Genomic DNA, 20217 nt, shown 5'->3' with positions numbered 1-20217 from the left:
AAGCCATAAAGAATGGCTGGCGTGCCGGGCACCTGTCGGGCCTGCAGGAATCTGGATAAACCCCACACGCCGCAAGGGGAAACCCCCAATGACTCTGCTTGATCTGCTCGGCTAGGGTGGAATTGCTGCTCGCGGGCGTCTTCGGACGAGGTTGCGGGCGGTCACGGCAGCGATGCCGTGAGTCGCGGGCCGCCGGTGTACCACCACCGACGACCCGCTAACCATCACCAACTTAAGTGGAGTTGATCATGGCTAACGTCGATCATACGGCACGCCTGTGCCCAGCCCTTCCAGTGGGCCACGCCTCACGCGCTTCGCCCGCCGCCGACCCTCCGGCGGCCTACCACACGTCGCCATCGCTTCGGTTGTCCACGCTGGACGACGTGGCGTTTGCGCTGAATGCGCTCACGCTGCTTTGCCAGGAAGACGAGCGGTTACGCCGCACGGTACGGCACCTTGATGTGCCGCCGCTGCGGCCGCTGGCCACTTACTACCGGCAGGGCATCACCGTGGCCATGCAGTGTCTGGCGCAGTACGCCCGGCAGCTCGGTAGCGGGCAGGTGACGAGCGCGTAAGCGGACCGGAATGATCGAGCCTTGTGGCGTGTCGTTCTCCGTTCCGACACGCCACACCCGGCCATACCGGACGTATCAACCCGGCTTTTGCCTACACGGATTCCGTCAGCGGAATTCGCCGGTGTCGTGCACCCCAAGGAAAGCTGGACCAAGGAAAGCCGTTCATGCGCCTCGACCCATTACCGCCGCCTCCGCTTCTGCTTCACCCCTGCATGCACGTTGATGCCGCCATCCGCCCGCGCTCCCCCGGGGCGGTATTGCGCGATGACTTCATGCGTCCCAACGCCGTAAACGCCAGCAACCTGGCGCGCCGCTCCGGCCTGCCCATCTGGCACATCCGCCGCATGCTCATCGGCGCGCCCATGCATGCCAACGACGCCGTGCGCCTGGCGTCCGCGCTGAACACCAGCGCGTTGTACTGGCTGGTGCTGCAGGCTCGCTACGACCTTGAGCAGGTGCTGCGCGAGAGCGCGCCGGGCGTGACGGTCACCAAGGGATGGTGGCGACCGTCGGACTTGCCCGATACGTCAGCATGAGGATGTGCCGCAGGCTGCAGGGATGACGCTTGCCCGTCCACGCTTATCGACGAACGGCGCAAGCGTTCCCGCACGCTGGGTGACGCTTGTGGACCGAATGCCATAGTTTGTACCCGCCGGAACGCATAGTTTGTTCCTTCCTTCCAGCTGGGGAGCAGACTATGGGTGCTGATGGGACGAGCCGGTTTCGAACCGTAACATAGTCAGTTGCTTAGCCCAGTGGCTGCGACTACGGAACGCCGCGCGGATTCCCATAGTTTGTACCGAGCGCTGTGGCTGCGATCGGCCCGGCTGTAACCCTTGCAGCCAATCAAGGCCACTAGGCTTCGATCAGTCTTTCCCGCTCGATCCAGTCCACCACGTCCGCCATGCCGGCTTCGTCCGCTGACAGCCCGACATACTTCGCCATGCCGATGCACTCGGGAATGGCATTGGCGACCGTTACAGGCAAGCCAGCCCATGTCAGCAGGCTGATGTCATTTTCGCCATCACCAGCTGCTGCGCACGCGGTTGCCGGGACACCTAAGAGCTCAGCGAGCTGCGCGGCAGCCTTCCCCTTGGACACCGATCCTGGGGTGAACTCGAGTACGTGCCAATGAGGAGATGTAACGGCGCAATCTGGAGCAAAGCGCGTCCGTAACGGATCGAAACGACCGTCCTGCGGCGTGGCTGTCAGGCCCATCACCTTAAACGGCTGCCCTGGCAAGTCGTCCAGGGATTGCACCACCACCACGGCTTCCCTGGTGTTCTCCGATTCCCGCTCGACTAGCTCCGTCCGCTCTAAGGTGTAGGTCGCATCTGACCCGTACCAGAGGCAGGGCACGCCCGCCTCGTGTGCGGCCTTCACAATGGATAGCGCGAGAGACCGGTCCAGAGAGGTTTCCCAGAGGCATGTCTGCTGTACTGGATTACCGATCCAAGCGCCGTTGAAGCAGATCGCATGCTCGATGCCCAAGATTTCGCAGATCCATCGAATGCCTTGAGGCGATCTCGCGGTGGCGAGGATGACGCGACGCTGCTCGCCGAATCGCTTCAAGCTTCGAACGACCGGATCAGGAATCTGGTGTTCGTGGTTGAGGATGGTCTGATCGACGTCAGAGAAGAGGACCTTGATCAAGGGAATACCTTTCGTGCGTGCGTCTGCAGGGTGTGTGCGGAGGAGAGGGGCCGCGTCAGCGAAGTAGCGTTGTTACGACGTCACTTCGATCGGGGTGCCGTCCGGCATAGCGATGACGGCCTCGTAGAAGCCGTCGCCCGTCATGCGAGGCGGCGACACGAGAAGACCATTCGTCCGGCATCGTTCGGCCAGGCGATCCACGGCCCCCGCGTCACCGAGCGACACGGCAATATGGTCCCAGCCGACATGGTCTGCCGCTGGCGTCGCTTCGATCCACGGCCCCGTCATCAGCTCGATCTTGGCACCGCCACCGGGCAGCGTGACGAAGCGCGACACGAACCCGGCGCGGCGCTGGCTGTGGTAAGGCTCGCCCACCTCGGCGCCGAAGTAGTCTCGCCAGAAAAGTGACGCGGCTTCCAGGTCGCGCGTCCATAGAGCGGTATGTGCGATATGCATGACGATTCCTCAGGCAGAACGGGGGGTGACGAGACGGGCGCACGCGGGCACGGCGCAAAGCAGCACGGCCAGCATGGCGAAGGCAATCGGCAGACCAACACCCTTTGCGACAAAACCCACACCGGCCGGTCCCAGAAGGATGCCGGCATATCCCGTTGTCGTGATGGCAGCGACGGCGAGCGCCGCGGGCATCGCACGCTGCGAGCCGGCCTGTCGGAACAGGACCGGCACCACGTTCGATGCGCCCAGGCCGATGAACAAGAAACCCGCCATGGCGATAAACGGCACCGGCGTGAGCAGCAGAATCACGAACCCGGAGATCGCGATGATGCCGCCCCAGATCAGCGCCGCACGGTCGCCGATGCGGGCGGTGATCGCATCGCCACCCAGGCGACCGACTGTCATTGCCGAGGCAAAGAGCGTGTAGCCAAGCCCGCCCTGCGCCTTGGTCACCAAGGCCTTGTCCGTGATGAGCAACGCGCTCCAGTCGAGGATGGCCCCTTCGGCAAGGAAGGTGATGGCGGCCAACCCGGCGAGCACCAGGACAATGCCGTGCGGCATGACAAACAGCGGACCTTCCTCCGCGTTCGTCGCGCGCAGTAGCCGAGGCCATGCGGCGGCAATCGCCAACAGGAGCAATGCGGAGCAAAGAAGGCTGCTTGCAAACGCGCCGAGATGAAACGAGAGCAGGAGCGTCATCAGAGTGGCACCGGCGAAACCGCCGACACTAAAAAGCGCGTGGAACCCGGACATCAGCGGTCGATTGGCCGCCCGCTCCACGTCGACCGCATGCACGTTCATCGCCACATCGAGCGAACCCAGCGATGCGCCAAAAGCCAGCAGGGCCAAGCCAAGGATCCAGGGGGCATTCGCGAGCGACAGTAGCGGAAGAACTAGGGCCAGGCCGAGTCCACCCGCAATGATGATGGGCTTGCTACCAAACCGAGCGCTGAGAATGCCCGTCAGCGGCATGGAGATGACGGAGCCCATGCCGAGACACAGGAGAAGCAAGCCAAGCTGCCCATCGTCGACGCCAAGTCGATGCTTGGCAAAGGGCACCAATGGGGCCCAGCTAGCGATACCAAAGCCCGCTGCCAGGAAAGCAAGGCGCGTAGCTAGCCGTGTCTCCGGCCGGTCGGCGGAAATCATAGTGTGTTGCTCCGTTGTAAATGTGGATCAGGTGGCGCGCTTGGCCTTGAGAACCTTGGCGCCCTTCTTCTTCAACGCCTCGCTTTCAGCGCTGGGCATGTCGTGTTCAACGACGAAGCACGCGATGTCTTCTATCGCCGCAACCCGATAGGGTGCGCTCGTCTCGAACTTGTCGTTCGTTGCGAGAACCGTGGTGTGTTGGCTGGCCGCGACCAGGACGCGCTTGAATGCTGCATCTGCCGCGTTGATGGCGTAGACGCCGCCCGCCGTCGAGACGGAGCATGCTCCGAGGAAGCATCGACCGATGTTCAGATCGGAGATGCCGGATATCGCCGTGGCATCGATGGCGCCTCCTACCACGACATCGACACTGCCGCCAATCATGATCAGCTTCAGGTCCGAGCGCCGGAGCGCTGCTGCCGCGATGTCGATTGAATTGGTGACGATCGTCAGGTCGAAGTCCTCAGGCAGTGCATCGACGATCGCGAGGTTCGTACTGCCGCTGTCGAGAAAGACGAGCTCGCCTTGGGTGATGGTTGCTGCGGCCGCGCGGCCCAGTGCGGCCTTTTGTTCCCGCGCTTCATCCATGCGTGCGGCCATCGGGCGGTCCGCCGGCGAGAGCGGCAATGCGCCTCCATAGACGCGTCGACAGCGCCCTTCGGCCGCAAGCGCGCGCAGGTCGCGCCGGATGGCGTCTTCGGACACGTCGAACTCCGTAGCCAGCTCCGTGGCCACCACCGCTTGTCCCTTGGCGAGGCGGTCGGCGATCAAGTCGCGTCTGGCAAGCGGGATATCGGGTTTCTTGGAGAGCATCGTGGTGAGGTCCGAACAGTCGTAAAACGCGGGAATCGAGGATTGAGGCAGAATCAGGCCCGATCCGTAGCACTGCGCCTTGGGTTAGAGGATTCGACACGTCGTTGGCGATCATGCCAGCCGTCATCATGGGCCTTGCCACCGAGCGATCGCGCGGATCGATGGCGTCGCGACCCATCGAGTGCGACGGATAGCCACCAGAGCATCAGGCCGCCCAGCGCCAGGCCACTGCCCACCCAGGCAGGCGAGGTCCAGCCGAGGCCATGAGCAATGGTCAAGCCGCCAAGAAACGGGCCCAGCGCATTCGCAGTGTTGAACGCCGAGTGGTTCAGTGACGCGGCTAGTCCTTGCGCATCTCCGGCCACGTCCATCAGTCGTGTCTGCAGTACCGTCCCTAGCGCACCGCCCATCCCGATCAGGAAGACGGTGGCACCGAGTGCCCACACGTTGCCGGCGGCAAAGGGAAATACCGCGAGCACCACCGCGCTCCACAGCAGCAAGCCGCCGGTCGTTCGCATGAGCGCCCGATCGGCGAGCGCGGGCACGATGATGTTGCCGAACGTCATGCCCAACCCGAACACGCCGATCACCCAGGGGACCGCGCTCAACGTGACGTGCGTGACTCGGAGCAGGATGTCGGCGAGGTAGGTGTAGACGGCGAACATGCCACCAAACCCGATCGCGCCAATGCCAAGCGTGATCCAGACCTGGGGGCGTTTCAGGGCACCGAGCTCACGCAATGGGCTGGCATGGGCATCCGACGGCGTCTTTGGCACGAACGCGTAGATGGCGCCCATAGTGACTACGCCAAAAAGTGCGATCAGCGCGAAACCCCAGCGCCAACCGACGGCCTGGCCCAGCCAATTGGCGAGCGGCACGCCGATGACCGTGGCGACAGTCAGACCGAGAAACATCTGACCCACGGCGCGTGCACGACGGTTGATCGGTACGAGCGAACTGGCCACCAGCGCGCCCACACCAAAGTAGGCTCCGTGCGGCAGGCCGCTCAGGAAGCGGAACAACAGCATCCAGTGGTAGCTAGGTGATACGCCGGCAAGTCCGTTGAACAGCGCGAACATGGCCATGAGTATCACCAGCAGTGCGCGTCGGGGCATGCGTGCGCCCAGCACGGTAATGACCGGTGCGCCCACCACCACACCCAAGGCGTACGCGCTGATCGCGTACCCCGCCGTCGGGGCATCAATACCCAGATCCTGAGCAAACAGGGGCAGCATGCTCATGGAAGCGAATTCGGTCGTGCCGATGGCGAAGCCGCCCATGGCGAGGGCGAGGATCACCAGCCCCACATGAGGCGCGGCCGCCGTTTCGGCACCAAGCGAGTGGTGAGTAGCTGACTTCATACGCCGCACTATAACGTGCACGAACAAGAATGTAAACGTGCATAAACGTGCATTTGTTTAGCGGCCGCAACGGGTGCCGACAGCGGGGTTGCGCGAAGCGTCAGGAAACTAGCGGTAGCTGGCCAGCTCGTGCTTTTGCAGAGGCATCAAGAACATCCAGCCCGCCTCGAAAATCCCTTCTCTTTCCTGAGACTCTCAGCCAGCAACGCGGGATGTATCTGCACCGCGTTGATGCGAAACACCATAGTTGGTGCTGAAGGTACGAACTATGGTGTTTCGTCCACTTGCTTACCGCTCGGCGTATTGGGTGAACACGTAATCGCGGTTTTTCACGATGGTGTGGCAGGCGAGCCCGCACTTCGCATCGTTGGACTGGGGCGGCTTGCTGGCTTCGGTGCCGGGAGCAAACTCTCGGGTGGCGTGGTCGCGCTCGAACACGGCGTAGCCCCAGCCGCCGCTGTCGGCAAAGCGCTTGCTGTCCTTCACCATGAAGTCCACGTCGTGCTGGGTGGCGGGCACCGTCGCGGCCGGGAAGGTTTCGAGCTTCTTGGTATCCCAGTGCACCTTGGCCATCTTCGCGCCATCGGGGAAGGGCTTGCCGTTGTCCGGGATGCCCGCGCGGAAGGCATCGATCATCATGGGGTTGGCAAGGATCACGGCGAATCGCCCGCCATCCTCACTCACCGAAACCACCTGCCAGTTCTCGTATCCCTTGAACTCGGCGAAGGCCAGGCCACCGGGCACTTTCAGGGTGTATTTGTCCTGGGCGGCCATGGCCAGCGTGGTGCCGGCGATTGCCGTGATCATCAGTGCTGCCGTTGCCAACACGAGCTTGGGTTTGCGCTTCATGGCTGTACCTGCCTCGACTTGGGTGGGTGGGGTGAGTTGTCCTGCCGTTCCTTTCGCTTTGCCGATCTGCGTTGCGTATGGCTCAGGGCTTGCTGCTCAGGGTTTGCGCACGGGTGGTTCACCGGAGCCGTTGAGCACCACGCTCTTGCGTCCGAACAGGCGGCCGTCCACGGAGTAGCCGCCGGGGCCGAGCAGGGCGAGCGCAAGCGCGACGAGCACGGTGCTGCCCATGCACTCCCATGCCAGGCCGCCGCTTTCGATCACCCCGTAAATGCCCAGCAGCACGCTGATGGAGGCGACGACTGGGGTGGCCAGGCCGATGACCAACAGGAAGCCGGCGACCTCCAGCACCCATTCCATGGCCGGAAACCCCAATGGTGTCGATTGCATGGCCAGCCAAAGCGACAGAGCTGCTGCGAGACGCAAACAGAGCAAGCCGACACCGGGTAAACCGACCGGAAACATGGAGAACAGACGCTGCATGCGAATAGCCTAGAGGCCGGCCGGTCGTGCAGCGCCCCTCCACCGGGGAGCCACCGGATCACCCTTTTGAGTCATCGGCCGCGACGGCGTGAACGCGCCATGTCGTTGACTGGTTGCAATCCCGTCGTCATCGGCGAACATGCGTAAGACAATTCCTGTCTGGAACGGAGTTACGTGTGGCGCGCTTTTCGGACTGGGCTCTTCTCTCGGGTGGCCGCGCCTTTGCCTGCTGGCTGTTGGGGCTCACGCTTGCCCTGGGCCTGTTGCCGGGAATCAATCGCCCGGCACATGCCGTCGAGCCGGGCAGGTTGCTGACGCAGTACGCGCACACCGCCTGGCGCCTGCAGGATGGCGAACTTCCCGCGCCGGCTTACCCGTTCGGCCAGACCGCGGACGGTTATCTGTGGGTAGGCACGCAGGCTGGCCCCGTTCGATTTGATGGCGCCCGCTTCGTGCCATTGGATGCGTTGACGGACAGCCGGCTGGCCAACCCGTTCGTCACCGCGCTGCTCGGCGCGCGCGATGGCAGCCTGTGGATCGGTACGGCCGCGGGCCTCAGTCGATGGAAAGATGGGCAGTTGACCCGCTATCCCGGCGCCGACGGTGGCGTGTTTTCGCTCGCCCAGGACCAGGACGGCGCGATATGGCTGCTGACCGGCGGTGACAAGCCGCTGTGCGAGGTGGCTGGCGCAAGCGTGCTGTGCCACGGAAAAGAAGACGGGCTGGAGGTGTCGGGCATCTGCTGCGATCGCATGGTCACGGATCATCGCGGAACCTTCTGGATGGGCACCGACACGGCCGTAGTGCGCTGGCGTCCGCATACGCCGTCGCGCTCGTTCCCGCTGGAAGCCAAGGCCAGGTCAGGTACGCCGGGTGTGTTGATTCTTGCTCCCGAGCCCAACGGTGATCTCTGGGTTGGCCTGCCGATGCCGGGGGCGGGGCTCGGCCTGCAGCAGCTGGTCAACGACAGATGGACATCCTTCGCGCTGCCCGGCATCGACGGCAGCAGTCTTTCCGTGCAGGCCATGCTTCGCGACCGGCACGGCGCGCTATGGGTAGGCACCATCGACCATGGCATCTACCGGATCGCCGATGGCCGGGTGGATCATTTCGACAGCAAGGACGGCTTGACCAGCGACAGCATCTACTCCTTCTTCGAAGACAGCGAAGGAAACATGTGGGTGGCCACGTCGGCCGGCATCGACCGCTTCCGTGACTTCAAGGTCTGGAGCTACTCGACCCGTGAAGGCCTGGCCGTCGACGAGGTCGACTCCGTCATGGCAGGCCGCGATGGCAAGGTGTGGATCGGCACGGCCAACAGTCTGGACGTGCTCGATCATGGCCGCGTGCAGTCGCTGCGTGCCGGCAAGGAACTGCCGGGCACGCAGGTAGCCGCGATGCTGGAGGACAGCCAGGGGCGACTCTGGCTGGGTATCGATAAAGGCTTGTGGATCTACGACGCCGGAAAGTTCACCTCCGTGCCCGGCAAGGATGGCAAGCCGGTTGACGGGCTGGTGTTTACCCTGGCGCAGGATATCGACGGCGATATCTGGGCATCGGTGCGCTCCCATCCGCGAAAGCTGCTGCGCATTCGCGATGGGCGGGTCGTCGATGAGCGCGATGTGCAGGCTTCTCCGCCGATCCGCGCGATTGCGGCGGATCCGCGCGGTGGCGTGTGGATGGGACTCTCCTCCGGCGATCTTGTCCACTCCGGCGCGGATGGCGAAAAAATCGCCACGCACATGGGGCGGGCCGTCGAGGGCATGGTCGTCGCTGATGATGGCCTGCTGATTGCCGGCAGCGGCAAGGGGGTGGCGGTGATCAGGGGCAGTGCGCAACGCGTGCTTTCCACGAAGGACGGGCTGCCCTGCGATGCCGTGAGTGGACTGGTGAGCGGGGAGGGCGGTGCACTGTGGCTGTACATGGGTTGCGGCCTGGCGCGGGTGGAGATCGCCGACCTCGAGCGCGCCCTGCGCGATCCGTCGCACCGTGTGAGCGCACAACTCTTCGATGTGCTCGATGGTGTTCGCCCAGCTTATGCGCCTTTCCAGAAGGCCGCGCGAGCGCCGGATGGCACGCTGTGGTTCGCCGATGGCGTGGTGCTGCAATCGTTTGATCCGCATGCGGAGTCGACACAGGCGGGCCCGCTGCCGATCCATATCGAGCAGCTGGTGGCCGACCGCAAACCATATGCACTGTCGGGCGACATCAGGCTTCCCGCTTTGACGCGCAACGTACAGTTCGATTACACGGCGATCGGGCTGGCCGTGCCCCAGCGTCTGCGATTCCGCTATCGGCTCGACGGGCGCGACCGCGACTGGATGGATGCGGGCGCGCGCCGGCAAGCCTTCTACACGGACCTGCCGCCCGGCACTTATCACTTCCGCGTGGCAGCAAGCAGGGGCGATGGACGATGGGTAGAGGCTGCGGCGGGCGTCAGCTTCACCGTGCTGCCGGCGTTCTACCAGACCTCGTGGTTCGTCCTGCTGGTGGTTGTGGTGGTGGCGCTGTTGATCTGGCTGCTGTTCCTGTGGCGGCTTGCGCAGGTCAAGGTGCAGATGCGGGCCTTGTTCGATGAACGACATGCCGAGCGCGAACGTATTGCGCGCGAGCTGCACGACACCTTCCTTCAGGCGGTGCAGGGATTGATGCTGCGCTTCCAGTCGGCGATGGAGCGCATTCCACCCACGCAGCCCGCACGCGAGCTGATGGAGCGCGCGCTCGATCATGCCGACGAGGTGATCATCGAGGGGCGCGACCGCGTCACGCAGCTGCGCGCATCCCAGTGGCAGGAGATCGACCTGCCTGAGGCGCTGCAGCAGCTGGGCGAAGAACTGGCGCGCGATAGCCGCGTGACCTTCAGCCTGACCATCGAGGGCACGCCGCGCCTGCTCGACCCGGCGGCGAGCGATGAAGTACGGCGCATTGCACAGGAGGGTCTGGCAAACGCCTTCCGTCACGCGCAGGCCACGCATATCGACGTCAACCTGAGCTATGGCCGCAAGCATCTGGTGCTCAGCATCGTGGACGATGGCCTGGGCTTCGACGTGGACGACATGATCGAGAACGGTCCGGCAGGCCACTGGGGCCTGAAGGGCATGCATGAGCGCGCGGTGAATCTGCATGCACGATTCACGGTGTCCAGCCGGGCGGGTGCGGGGTCGGCGATCGAACTCAGCGTGCCTGCCTCCATGGCGTTTCATCGCGCGACCGGAAGGTGGCGCAGACCGCTGGATATTCTTCGCCTGCTTTTCGTAACGCACGGCTCATCTGTGAGAAAATTCCGTGATGATGAAGAGTAATGACCATGTCCTCCGCTGACGCCAGGCCCATCACGGTCCTTGTGGTCGATGATCACGCGCTGTTGCGCGACGGCGTTTCGTTCGCTCTCTCCGGTGAGTCGGACATGCAGATCGTGGCCTATGCCGTCGATGGTCAGTCGGCCATCGAGGCGTTTCGCCAGCATCGTCCCGATGTCACCCTGATGGACCTGCAGATGCCGGGCATGAGCGGCATCGACGCCATGTGCGCCATTCGCGCCGAATTTCCGAACGCGCGCGTCCTGGTGCTGACCACTTACCGAGGCGACGTGCAGGTGTCCAATGCCCTGCGCCTGGGCGCCAGCGGCTTCCTGCTGAAGGCATCGCTGCGCAAGGAGCTGCGCGATGCGATTCGCGCCGTGCACGCAGGGCGTCGCGTCATTTCGCCGGATGTGGCATCCGACCTCGCGGCGCACGTGGGCGAGACCATGCTGTCCGAGCGCGAGCTGCAGGTGCTGCGTACCGTGGCCCGCGGCTACGCCAACAAGCAGATCGCGGCCGAGCTGGGCATCAGCGAAGACACCGTCAAGTCGCACATGAAGAGCATCATGTCGAAACTGGATGCGCAGGACCGCACCCACGCCGTGGTGACGGCGGTCAAGCGAGGCATCATCCAGATCTAGCAGTGCAGGGGCGCCGCCCCGTTTCAGCTGAAACCACCGGTGAGCGCCGCAAGGTTGTGGCGGCGAGTCACACTTTTGGGCGTTTTCAGGGGCGCCGGCATCCGCAATAGTCTGCGATGCGGCTTCTGTATCCCTTGATGCCAGCGACCGGCCCAGGCCGGTCAGCTGCGCTGGGCAGCAGGCGCACGACGGCGCCGGGCCTGCATTCGCGGGCGGCACAGCCCTCACACAGGAACCCCATCGTGGATCCCGTATCCAGCGATTCACTCAACGGCAGCGCCGGGCGGACCGTGTTCGGTCCGTTCTGCATCGTTCCCGGGAAGCGCCTGCTTCTGCGGGATGGCGTGGCCGTGGATATCGGTGGCCGCGCACTGGATCTGCTGATCGCGCTGGTGGAGCGGCCGGGTCGCGTCATCTCCAAGCGTGAACTGCTCAAGCGCGTGTGGCCGGACATCATCGTCGAGGAAGGCAGCCTGCGGTTTCACATGGCGGGGCTGCGCAGGATTCTTGGCGATGGTGAAAACGGTGATCGTTACATCTCCACCCAGGTGGGCGTGGGCTACGCCTTCGTCGCACCCATTGAATTGTTTCCGGCTGACGAGGCTGTCGGTGCCGCCGCAGCAACGGGCATACCGAAACCGGCGCCCTGCGCTGGCAGCCTGCCACCGCGGACGCACCTGATCGGCCGCGACGCGGATGCGCAATTGCTGGTCAATCGCCTGTTGGCACCAAAGCTGTTCACCATCGTGGGCACCGGTGGCGTGGGCAAGACCTGCCTGGCCGTGGATGTAGGGCACCGGATGGCCGCCAGCAGCGATGCCATCGTGCGCTTCGTGGATCTTGCCCAGGTGGAAGATGCCGGGCTGGTGCCTTATGCGCTGGCTGGCGCCCTGGGTATTCCGGTGCAGGCCGACGACCCCATGTTTGTCTTGCTGGCGCACATCGCGGGACAGGCGCTGGTGCTGATCATCGATAACTGCGAGCACCTGGTGGATGCCGTGTCCGCCATCGTGGAACGCATCCGTGAGCATGCGCCGCGGGTCTGCGTGCTGGCCACCAGTCGCGAACCGCTGCGCGCCCGTGACGAGCACGTGCACTGGCTGGGCTCGCTGGACTTTCCGCTGGAATCGGAAGGCCTGTCCGCCGAGGCACTGTTGAGTTATCCGGCGATCCAGTTGTTCGCCGAGCGCGCGTGTGCGGGCAATGCTTCGCTCAGGATGGACGAACGCGACCTGGCGCTGGTGGCCGACATGTGCCGGCGACTGGAAGGCATCGCGCTGCCGATCGAATTGGCGGCCGTGCGGGTGGCCAGCCACGGCGTCGCCGCGACGCATGCCCTGCTTGGCGAGCGTTTCAGCCTGGGCTGGTCGGGACGCCGCACCGCGTTGCCACGCCAGCAGACGCTGCGCGCCACGCTGGACTGGAGCTATGGCCTATTGTCGCCCACGGAGCGGCTGACCTTCGACCGGCTCTCCGTGTTCGTAGGTCCGTTCTCGCTGGAATCGGCCTCCCGCGTGGTTGCCGACGCTGGAATCGACCCGGTTACCGCGGTCACCACGCTGGACGGACTGGTGGCCAAGGGGCTGGTATCGCTGGATCATGCCGAGCCGGCTGGCGGGTATCGCCTTCTGGAAATGACCCGCGCTTACAGCAAGGAAAAGCTGCTGGAGCGGGGCGAGGAGGAGGTGCGCCAGACAGCCTGCCGGCACGCGGCGTTCTACCTGACCCTGCTGACCGGGCTGGGCGAAACGCCGGAAGAGGTGTTCGATCGGTCCGGTGGCCTGACGCGACAGCTCGGCAATATCCGCGCTGCGCTGGAGTGGAGTTTCGGGCCGCACGGCGACGCCGGCATTGCGGTGCCGCTGGCTGCCGCAAGCGCGCAGCTCTACCTGCAGTACTCGCTGATGGTGGAGTGCCGCACCTGGTGCGAACGCGCGGTGGCGTGGCTGGACGCACGGCACACCGGCACAGCCGTCGAGATGGAGCTGCAGGTGGCACTGGGACTGGTGCTGATGTTCACCCGGGGCAACACGCCGGCGGCTGGCCTTGCGCTCCGGCGCGCGCTGGATATCGCCGTGGCGCTGGAAGACCACTGGAGCCAGTTGCGCATCCTCGGCCGCCTGCAGATCTACGACGAGCGCATCGGTGACTACACCACGTCGACCGTCTGGGCACAGCAGGCGCGCGACGTGGGCGAGGCCATCGGCCAGCCCGAGGCCATCGCGGTAGCCGCGTCGCTGGTGGGCGTCACCAACCTGCTGGTGGGCAACCAGGCGGGCGCCTGCGAGGAATTGCAGAAGGCGTTGCGCAACAGCCATCCATCCGAGCGCAGCCGCACGATCTACTACGGCTTCGACCACCGGAACCGCTCGTTCATCGCCCTGGCGCGCGCCCTGTGGTTGCGCGGCTATCCCGACCAGGCGCGCCGCCTGGTGGAGCAGGCACACCGGGAGGCGCAGGCACTGGATCATCCGGTGACACGCTGCATCGCGCTCATCTGGTCGCTCAATGTGTACGCGTGGACGGGCGATCTCGACAAGGCGCACGCCAATGTCGCGCTGCTTTCACAGCTGGCAGAATCCAACCTGTTCCGGCCATACCTGGCTGCCATCAAGGGTTTCCGGGGCGTCATCGCCATCGAGGAAGGTCGCCCGCGCGAAGCCGTGGAATGGCTGACGGAAAGCCTGGCCAGTCTCCGCTCGATGCACTACGAGCTGCTCACCACCTCGTTCGAAGTGTCCATTGCCGAAGGGCTGGCCCTGTGCGGCCGGCATGCCGAGGCATTTGTGCAGGTGAACGCCACCATCGAACACTGCCAGCGCTGCGGCGACATCTTTGCCTTGCCGGAATTGCTACGCCTCAAGGCGGGTATCGTCGATGCACTGGGTGGCGATGGCGCCACCGTCGAAATGTTGCTGCGCGAGTCGCTGGGTTTGAGCGAACGCCAGGATTCACGCGCATGGAGCCTGCGTGCCGCCATTGATCTTGCGCGCCTGTGGCTGAAAAGCGGCCGCTCGCAGGAAGCCATGACACTGGTGCGGAGGTATCACGAATCGGTGACGGAAGGCTTCGACACCAAGGACGTCCGCGCGCTGGAAGCATTGTGGGTTGATCTGTGCGAGCCGGCGGTGGGCAACGCCTGAGGGTCAGGCCGACGGCCCGTCGCGCCATGGTTGCGCACTGCCGTTCTATAGCGCGTTGCCGCTCCTGTCTATGTTGCCTGTGCCATCAGACACCGGAGCCCCACCATGCAACGCCAGACCATCCACACCGACGCTGCGCCGGCCGCCATCGGCCCGTACAGCCAGGCCATCCGATGCGGCAACACGGTTTACCTGTCCGGCCAGATTCCCATCTGTCCGAAGACGCAGCTTCCCGTCAATGACAGCGTGGATGCGGAAATCCACCAGGTGCTGCGCAACCTGCGTGCCGTGGCCGAGGCTGCCGGCGGCGACCTGGCGCACATCGCCAAGCTCAACGTCTATCTGACGGATCTGGCGGATTCGCCGCGTCTCAACGCGATCATGGGCGAGTACTTCTCGGCGCCTTATCCCGCCCGTGCCGCCGTGCGCGTCGCCGGCCTGCCGCAGGGCTTTCGCGTCGAAATCGAAGGCGTGCTGGTGCTGGACTGAGCCGGCGCCGCGCAGCCCCTCCATCAACATTCAACGCATCACGGGAAAACCAGCATGAGCAAGACCGTCGCGGAACAGTTCGTGGACACTCTGGTGGCTGCCGGCATCCGTCGTATTTACGGCGTGGTGGGCGACAGCCTCAATGGCATCACCGATGTGGTGCAACGGCGTGGCGACATCGAGTGGGTGCATGTGCGCCACGAGGAGGTCGCCGCGTTCGCCGCCGGTGCCGAGGCGCATCTCACCGGGTCGCTGGCCGTGTGTGCCGGCAGCTGTGGCCCGGGCAACCTGCACCTGGTCAATGGCCTGTATGACGCGCATCGCTCGCGCGTGCCAGTGCTGGCCATTGCCGCGCAGATTCCGTCCGCCGAGATCGGTTCGGGCTATTTCCAGGAAACCCATCCGCAGACCTATTTCGGTGAGTGCAGTCACTACTGCGAGCTGGTGTCCGGCAGCCAGCAGATGCCGCGCACGCTGGAGATCGCCATACGCGAAGCCGTGGGCAAGCGCGGCGTATCGGTGGTGGTGATCCCTGGTGATGTAGCCCTGCAGGAGGCCAGCGATGCGCCCATGGCCGGCCCGGAAAACCTGCTGCCCGCGGCGCCCGTGGTGACGCCCGCGCCGCCGGTGCTGGAGAAGCTCGCCGCACTGCTCAACAGCGGCAGGCGGATCACCCTGCTGTGCGGTGCCGGCTGCGCCGGTGCACACGACGAGATCCTGGTGCTGTGCGAACGCCTGCAGGCGCCTGTGGTGCACGCGTTGCGCGGCAAGGAACATGTGAGCTGGGACAACCCGTACGACGTCGGCATGACCGGTCTTATCGGCGTGTCGTCCGGCTATTACGCCATGCTCGATTGCGATGTACTGCTGATGCTGGGTACTGATTTTCCGTATCGCCAGTTCTATCCGCGTGGCAAGCAGGTGCGCATTGCGCAGGTGGACATCCGCCCGGAGAACCTCGGTCGGCGAGCCTCGCTGGAACTGGGTGTGGTCGGTGACGTGGCCGCCACCCTTCGTGCGCTACTGCCTTTGCTCGAAGCGAACCCTGATAACAAGCACCTGCAGCAGGCCCGCGCCCATTACGCGCGCACACGGCATGAACTGGACGAACTGGCCGCCATCACGCCGCAGAGCCGCAACATTCATCCGCAGCAGATCGTCAGCGTGCTGAGCGAGCTGGCACAGGACGATGCCATCTTCAGCTGCGACGTAGGCCTGCCCACCGTGTGGGCGGCGCGGCACCTGGCGATGAACGGCAAGCGACGCCTGATGGGCTCGTTCGTGCACGGTTCCATGGCCAATGCCATGGCGCAGGCCATCGGTGCGCAATCGGCGTACCGCGAGCGGCAGGTGATCTCGCTGTCCGGCGACGGCGGCTTTTCCATGCTGATGGGCGACTTCCTGACCCTGGCGCAGCAGAAGCTCCCGGTGAAGGTCATCGTTTTCAACAATGGTGCGCTGGGCTTTGTGGAGCTGGAACAGAAATCCACGGGCATCCTGAGCGTGGGCACGGATCTGGCCAACCCCGATTTCGCTGCGATGGCGAGGTCCATGGGCATCCATGGCATCCGTCTTGAGCGTCCCTCGGATATCCGTGACGGGCTTGCCGAAGCACTGGCACATGACGGCCCGGTGCTGGTGGATGCCGTGGTGAGCCGCACCGAGCTGGCCATGCCACCCAGCATCACGCGGGAGATGGCGAAGGGCTTTTCGCTGTACATGCTGCGTGCGGTGATGAATGGTCGCTCGGACGAAGTGCTGGATCTCGCGCTGCACAATCTCTGGCGCTGACTGCGCCGTTGTCAGTCGGGCATGCGATACGCCAAGGATGGCGGCGCATGCTGGTGGCCTCGTGCGTATTGCCGTGGCGTCATGCCGACCGCGCGGCGGAAGTGCCGGGTCAAATGACTCTGGTCGGCAAACCCGATGGTGGCGGCGATATCACTGATGGGCATGGCGCCCCGGCGCAGCAGCGTCTTGGCGTATTCCAGCCGCGCATGCAGCAGGTATTCCATCGGGCTGCGCCCGGTGCTGCGGCGAAACAGCCTGGCAAAGTGGAACCGGCTGAGGCAGGCGGCATCAGCAATCTCCTGCAGCGTGATCTTTTCGCCCAGTCGCCCGTGGATGGCATCGAGCACCCGGCGCATGGCCGGGTGTGACAGGCCCTGTTGCGCGCCATCGCTCTGCATCGGCGAGGATATTTCCTCCGCGACAGCAACCGCGTCGCCGTCATCATGTACTGCATGCAGATAAGCCACGGATTCGATCCCGCTCGTGATCGACACGCGAGTGTGTCGACAGGGAGTTCGGTATCCGGGTGAGCGGTGTTACAGCAAGGCCGCGCATCGTTCCGGGGCGCGGCCGGAGAAGCGGTGCAGGCGAAAGCTTCAGGCCGGATCGTACGCAATGATGCGCGGGCTGCGTGCTTCGATGTCGGCGCCTGCGCGCAGGCAGAGGTCCTCCCGGAAGCGCGCCGCGACCAGCTGCACACCTATAGGCGTGCTGCCTACCGTGCCGGTGGCCACGGACAGGCCGGGCAGGCCGACCGCCGGAAAGGCGCGCAACAGCAGCTGTGCGTCCCAGACGCGCTGGAAGCCCTCGCGGCCTTGCAGATCCAGATCGTCCGGGAAGGGCAGTTCGGCGGATACCGGCACCAGCAGCACCGGATAACGCTGGAAGAATGCCTGCCATTGCCGGGCTGCGGTGGCGCGGCGCACGAGTGCCTTGGTCATCACATCGGGCGGCAGCGCTGCCACGCGGTCACGCACACCCTCGACAACCGCTTTCGCGCCGGGGTCGCCATCGCGCTCAACGGCAGCCACGAGCGCGGCGAAACCATCGCCCAGCCACAGCTGCTCCTGTATCTCGGCGGCCTCATGCACGGAGGGTGTGTCCTGGATTTCCTCCACATGCCAACCGGCATCCACCAGCCGGTCACGCGCCTCCCATAACGCGGCTTCCACCTCCGGCGCGATGGGCATGCCGCCAGGGCGCAGGCACAGTGCTGCGTGGCGTGGCGTGGGGCTGCCTTCCAGCGGCAATGGCACGTACCAGGGGTCACGCGGATCGGCGGCGGACATGACGGCAAGAGTCAGCGAGAGATCCTGGATCGAGCGCGCCATGGGGCCGGTGGCCGACATCAGTTGCGGGCCAATGCCACGCTCCGGCGACGAAGCGTTGTAAGCAGGCACGCGCCCGAAACTCGGACGCAGGCCGTGGATGCCGCACGCGTAGGCTGGATGACGCAGCGAGCCGCCGATATCCGAGCCCACCGCAAAACTGCCGATGCCTGCCGCCACGGCGGCGGCGCCGCCACCGGAGGAGCCGCCCGGGGTGAGACCGGCGTCGCGTGGATTGAGTGTCTTGCCGTGCAGGAGATTGCTGGTGAACCAGCGCAACGCGAAGGTTGGCGAGTTGCTCCGTCCCAGCATCACGGCGCCGGCGCGCAGCAGGTTGTCCACGGCAGGGCTGCTGGCCGGGGCGATCAGTTGCTCCTGCAGCCGCGTGCCATTGGTGGTGGCGTAGCCGGCCACGTCGGTATTGATTTTCACAGTGACCGGCACGCCGGCCAGCGGGCCGGGATCGTCACCCCGGGACAGTGCGGCATCCACGTTGTCCGCCTGTCGAAGTACGGCGTCGGGGCGGCATTCGACCACGGCGTTGATGCGTGGATTCACTGCATCGAGCCGACGAAGGGCATCTTCCGCCACCTCGCGTGCCGATACGTTGCGGGAGCGGACCTGCGCGGCAAGTTCGCTTGCCGACAGTTGCCAGAGTTCGGTCATGCTGCCTCCTGAGTGGCTCGATCGCCGGAATGGATATCAGGCGATCGAGCATAGGCAGCGCCGCGTGCCCGGCATAGAACGCGAGTGCGCGTCTTGCGGGCAACGTTCACTGGCGCGGCCCTGGCGTCAGCCCAGGGGAATCTCCGCGCGGAACAGCGCGACGTGGCCCTGCTGCCAGATGGTGACCTTGGCGAAATGACGACGGAGCGCAGACTCCAGCCCCACCAGCGTGTCCTGCTGGTTGCCGAAGATGCCCTTGCGGTTGTAGAGCTTCATCAGGCGACGGCCGATCCAGTTGTGGCCGGACTGGTCACCCAGGATGGTGGCGCCGTAGAGCGTGCCGTTGCTGCTGAGGTGCTGGCGAAGCAGATCGAATACAGCCGAACCCTTGTGCGCCATCTGTCCCGGCAGGCAGTGCAGCAGGTAGAACAGCGAGATGGAGTCGAAGCGGCGGTCACCCAGTGCGCCACGTGGTTGCAGAACATCCTCGTTCACCATGGTCGGCTGCAGATGGGCGATGCGTGCGGCGGCGGCGCGGAGGCTGTTGTCGTTGAGATCGAGCAGCGTCACCTTCTGCCCCGGCGGCGACGCGCTGTTGGCCAGGTAATAGCCCGAGCCCACGCCGACATCGAGATGGTTGGCACTGAGGTGCTGGCGGAAGAATGGCAGCAGCACGGACTGTGTCGGGCATTTCCAGGCATGGCTATTGGAAAATCCAAGCACCCAGCGGTCATAGATCTTCAGTACGCGCGGGGAGTAGACGGCGGCGCCGTCCTCGGTATGCGGGGCAGGGGATAGGGGGTCCATGTGTCGTCGTCCTGGGTGGGTAATGGCAACTGAAAGCGCCGTCGTTCCGGGGTGCGGGCTGCTGCGCATGATCGCGCAGCAGCCCTGCATCATGCTGTCGGTCGCGTCACGGCGCGTAGTGCGTGAACACGTCGTCATGCTCGCTGGCACGCGCCTGGTGGCAGGCGTAGCAGGTCTTGTGCTGGGCTTCGTCCGCCGGCTGGCCATGGATGAAGCGCCCATAGCCCCAGCCGCCCGACGCGGCGTATCGATGCGAATCCTTGACCATCACCTGCACGGTCGTCGGCTCGCCGGGCACGGTGGCGGAGGGGAAGGCGGCGGAGCGTTGTCGCTTCCAGGCAAGCTTCACCAGGATCGCGCCATCGGGTAAGGGCAATGTGCCAGCCCGCAAGGCATCCACGGCCAGCTTGTTGCCCAGCACGGTGCGCAACTCGTCGAGCGGTGCGTCTTCCAGTGCGGGTGCAATCAGTTCCCACTGACGGTAACCCTGGGGTAGCGAGACACCATAGATGGGTGAAACCGCAGTGGTAACCGTCGATTCGCCGGCCCACGCGGCCATCGCGAGGGACGCGCATGCGGCAAGGGCAACCGCAGCGGAGTACTTCCGGTGCAGCTTGCTGTTGGGGTTCGACATGTTTACGACCTCACGGAAAGCGCTGACGGGTTGGGCGCGGCTATCTCCGCCAGCGCCGACGATGTTCGTACCCGGAC

At 64.9% G+C, this 20217-nt stretch carries 18 protein-coding genes; 7 read left to right on the top strand and 11 right to left on the bottom strand.

Annotated features, from left to right (window positions below):
* The first annotated feature begins 248 nt into the window (after positions 1 to 248).
* Together H8F01_RS20780 and H8F01_RS20775 are read left to right on the top strand one after the other, a co-directional pair.
* Entirely contained in the window at positions 249 to 575 is a 327-nt protein-coding gene (locus H8F01_RS20780) for a hypothetical protein (RefSeq protein ID WP_187056902.1), read from the top strand.
* 272 nt (positions 576 to 847) lie between these two features.
* On the top strand, positions 848 to 1111 hold the full coding sequence (locus H8F01_RS20775; RefSeq protein ID WP_187056901.1) for a helix-turn-helix transcriptional regulator: 264 nt from the start codon (positions 848 to 850) through the stop codon (positions 1109 to 1111).
* 319 nt (positions 1112 to 1430) lie between these two features.
* On the opposite strand, the gene H8F01_RS20770 is transcribed toward H8F01_RS20775, so the two are convergent.
* The 7 genes from H8F01_RS20770 to H8F01_RS20740 all read right to left on the bottom strand — a co-directional run bounded on the left by H8F01_RS20770 (position 1431) and on the right by H8F01_RS20740 (position 7339).
* Complete coding sequence (locus H8F01_RS20770) at positions 1431 to 2228, bottom strand: HAD family hydrolase (RefSeq protein ID WP_187056900.1); 798 nt, start codon at positions 2226 to 2228, stop codon at positions 1431 to 1433.
* 72 nt (positions 2229 to 2300) lie between these two features.
* The gene (locus tag H8F01_RS20765) at positions 2301 to 2684 is read right to left on the bottom strand and encodes a VOC family protein (RefSeq protein WP_187056899.1); all 384 of its coding nucleotides are present in this window, start codon (positions 2682 to 2684) and stop codon (positions 2301 to 2303) included.
* A 9-nt stretch (positions 2685 to 2693) separates the two neighbouring features.
* Positions 2694 to 3833, bottom strand: coding sequence for an MFS transporter (locus H8F01_RS20760; protein WP_187056898.1), 1140 nt, complete (start codon positions 3831 to 3833; stop codon positions 2694 to 2696).
* Between the two features lie 27 nt (positions 3834 to 3860).
* Positions 3861 to 4646, bottom strand: a complete 786-nt coding sequence (locus H8F01_RS20755) for a DeoR/GlpR family DNA-binding transcription regulator (RefSeq protein WP_187056897.1) — start codon at positions 4644 to 4646, stop codon at positions 3861 to 3863.
* Positions 4647 to 4699: 53 nt separating this feature from the next.
* Positions 4700 to 6007 (bottom strand): MFS transporter, encoded by a 1308-nt coding sequence (locus H8F01_RS20750; protein WP_222615795.1) that lies wholly within the window; start codon positions 6005 to 6007, stop codon positions 4700 to 4702.
* Positions 6008 to 6295: 288 nt separating this feature from the next.
* The gene (locus tag H8F01_RS20745) at positions 6296 to 6856 is read right to left on the bottom strand and encodes a cytochrome P460 family protein (protein WP_187056896.1); all 561 of its coding nucleotides are present in this window, start codon (positions 6854 to 6856) and stop codon (positions 6296 to 6298) included.
* Positions 6857 to 6952: 96 nt separating this feature from the next.
* Positions 6953 to 7339 (bottom strand): hypothetical protein, encoded by a 387-nt coding sequence (locus H8F01_RS20740; RefSeq protein WP_187056895.1) that lies wholly within the window; start codon positions 7337 to 7339, stop codon positions 6953 to 6955.
* Between the two features lie 176 nt (positions 7340 to 7515).
* Here H8F01_RS20740 and H8F01_RS20735 point away from each other — a divergent pair, with 176 nt between their 5' ends.
* From H8F01_RS20735 to poxB, 5 genes are all read left to right on the top strand, one after another.
* Entirely contained in the window at positions 7516 to 10641 is a 3126-nt protein-coding gene (locus H8F01_RS20735; RefSeq protein WP_187056894.1) for a sensor histidine kinase, read from the top strand.
* Positions 10641 to 11282 (top strand): response regulator, encoded by a 642-nt coding sequence (locus H8F01_RS20730; RefSeq protein ID WP_222615700.1) that lies wholly within the window; start codon positions 10641 to 10643, stop codon positions 11280 to 11282. Before H8F01_RS20735 ends, H8F01_RS20730 begins: the two co-directional genes overlap by 1 nt.
* Before the next feature lie 242 nt (positions 11283 to 11524).
* Positions 11525 to 14425: an ATP-binding protein gene (locus tag H8F01_RS20725; protein ID WP_222615699.1), complete on the top strand. Its 2901-nt coding sequence runs from the start codon at positions 11525 to 11527 to the stop codon at positions 14423 to 14425.
* 105 nt (positions 14426 to 14530) lie between these two features.
* A complete protein-coding gene (locus tag H8F01_RS20720; protein WP_187056891.1) occupies positions 14531 to 14914 on the top strand; it encodes a RidA family protein in 384 nt (127 codons plus the stop codon).
* 54 nt (positions 14915 to 14968) lie between these two features.
* Positions 14969 to 16705: a ubiquinone-dependent pyruvate dehydrogenase gene (gene poxB / locus H8F01_RS20715; RefSeq protein WP_187056890.1), complete on the top strand. Its 1737-nt coding sequence runs from the start codon at positions 14969 to 14971 to the stop codon at positions 16703 to 16705.
* Positions 16706 to 16716: 11 nt separating this feature from the next.
* Here poxB and H8F01_RS20710 read toward each other — a convergent pair whose 3' ends face one another.
* The 4 genes from H8F01_RS20710 to H8F01_RS20695 all read right to left on the bottom strand — a co-directional run bounded on the left by H8F01_RS20710 (position 16717) and on the right by H8F01_RS20695 (position 20140).
* Complete coding sequence (locus tag H8F01_RS20710) at positions 16717 to 17172, bottom strand: helix-turn-helix domain-containing protein (protein WP_187056889.1); 456 nt, start codon at positions 17170 to 17172, stop codon at positions 16717 to 16719.
* Positions 17173 to 17301: 129 nt separating this feature from the next.
* Entirely contained in the window at positions 17302 to 18699 is a 1398-nt protein-coding gene (locus tag H8F01_RS20705; protein ID WP_187056888.1) for an amidase family protein, read from the bottom strand.
* 126 nt (positions 18700 to 18825) lie between these two features.
* A complete protein-coding gene (locus H8F01_RS20700) occupies positions 18826 to 19506 on the bottom strand; it encodes a class I SAM-dependent methyltransferase (RefSeq protein WP_187056887.1) in 681 nt (226 codons plus the stop codon).
* A 106-nt stretch (positions 19507 to 19612) separates the two neighbouring features.
* Entirely contained in the window at positions 19613 to 20140 is a 528-nt protein-coding gene (locus tag H8F01_RS20695; RefSeq protein WP_222615698.1) for a cytochrome P460 family protein, read from the bottom strand.
* Between the last annotated feature and the right edge of the window lie 77 nt (positions 20141 to 20217).

Origin of the sequence: Dyella telluris, from assembly GCF_014297575.1 — a bacterium.
In the GTDB taxonomy this organism is placed as follows: domain Bacteria; phylum Pseudomonadota; class Gammaproteobacteria; order Xanthomonadales; family Rhodanobacteraceae; genus Dyella; species Dyella telluris.
This window is presented reverse-complemented; position numbering and strand designations above follow the sequence as displayed.

Excerpts from the sequence above, each read along its gene's own strand:
- H8F01_RS20780 (WP_187056902.1), top strand. The coding sequence starts at position 249 with ATGGCTAACGTCGATCATACGGCACGCCTGTGCCCAGCCCTTCCAGTG.
- H8F01_RS20775 (WP_187056901.1), top strand. The coding sequence starts at position 848 with ATGCGTCCCAACGCCGTAAACGCCAGCAACCTGGCGCGCCGCTCCGGC.
- H8F01_RS20765 (WP_187056899.1), bottom strand. The coding sequence starts at position 2,684 with ATGCATATCGCACATACCGCTCTATGGACGCGCGACCTGGAAGCCGCG.
- H8F01_RS20760 (WP_187056898.1), bottom strand. The coding sequence starts at position 3,833 with ATGATTTCCGCCGACCGGCCGGAGACACGGCTAGCTACGCGCCTTGCT.
- H8F01_RS20755 (WP_187056897.1), bottom strand. The coding sequence starts at position 4,646 with ATGCTCTCCAAGAAACCCGATATCCCGCTTGCCAGACGCGACTTGATC.
- H8F01_RS20750 (WP_222615795.1), bottom strand. The coding sequence starts at position 6,007 with ATGAAGTCAGCTACTCACCACTCGCTTGGTGCCGAAACGGCGGCCGCG.
- H8F01_RS20745 (WP_187056896.1), bottom strand. The coding sequence starts at position 6,856 with ATGAAGCGCAAACCCAAGCTCGTGTTGGCAACGGCAGCACTGATGATC.
- H8F01_RS20740 (WP_187056895.1), bottom strand. The coding sequence starts at position 7,339 with ATGCAGCGTCTGTTCTCCATGTTTCCGGTCGGTTTACCCGGTGTCGGC.
- H8F01_RS20730 (WP_222615700.1), top strand. The coding sequence starts at position 10,641 with ATGACCATGTCCTCCGCTGACGCCAGGCCCATCACGGTCCTTGTGGTC.
- H8F01_RS20720 (WP_187056891.1), top strand. The coding sequence starts at position 14,531 with ATGCAACGCCAGACCATCCACACCGACGCTGCGCCGGCCGCCATCGGC.
- poxB (WP_187056890.1), top strand. The coding sequence starts at position 14,969 with ATGAGCAAGACCGTCGCGGAACAGTTCGTGGACACTCTGGTGGCTGCC.
- H8F01_RS20705 (WP_187056888.1), bottom strand. The coding sequence starts at position 18,699 with ATGACCGAACTCTGGCAACTGTCGGCAAGCGAACTTGCCGCGCAGGTC.
- H8F01_RS20700 (WP_187056887.1), bottom strand. The coding sequence starts at position 19,506 with ATGGACCCCCTATCCCCTGCCCCGCATACCGAGGACGGCGCCGCCGTC.
- H8F01_RS20695 (WP_222615698.1), bottom strand. The coding sequence starts at position 20,140 with ATGTCGAACCCCAACAGCAAGCTGCACCGGAAGTACTCCGCTGCGGTT.